Genomic DNA, 349 nt, shown 5'->3' on the forward strand with positions numbered 1-349 from the left:
CGATGATGTTTGTGAAAGGCATGAGTATCAGCTTTGACGGCCAGATGATGCGGTTTGCTGAAGGCGAAGTCAGGCTGGTTGAGACGGAAGACGGGCGGGCGCAAAGACAACGCGAGTTTGACGCCCGCAAACAGGAACGCCGCGAAGCACTGCGGCAGCGGATTAATAACATGGGTGAAATGAGGAAAAACTTATCGTGAATATGCGTTTCGGCTCGGTTTGCTCCGGCATTGAGGCGGCCAGCGTGGCTTGGGAACCCCTTGGTATGTCTCCGGCGTGGTTCAGTGAAATCGAGAAATTCCCCGGTGCGGTACTGCAATACCACTGGCCGTATGTCAGAAATCTGGGG

At 54.7% G+C, this 349-nt stretch carries 1 protein-coding gene and 1 pseudogene; both read left to right on the forward strand.

Going from position 1 to position 349, the window contains the following annotated elements; all coding sequences use genetic code 11:
- On the forward strand, positions 1-200 hold a 200-nt coding region (locus NXS07_RS20995), incomplete at its 5' end, for a hypothetical protein (RefSeq protein WP_258087631.1).
- Between the two features lie 2 nt (positions 201-202).
- A pseudogene (locus tag NXS07_RS21000) lies at positions 203-349 on the forward strand (DNA cytosine methyltransferase); the annotation flags it as partial.

Source organism: Xenorhabdus bovienii, assembly GCF_024721015.1.
In the GTDB taxonomy this organism is placed as follows: Bacteria; Pseudomonadota; Gammaproteobacteria; order Enterobacterales; family Enterobacteriaceae; genus Xenorhabdus; species Xenorhabdus bovienii.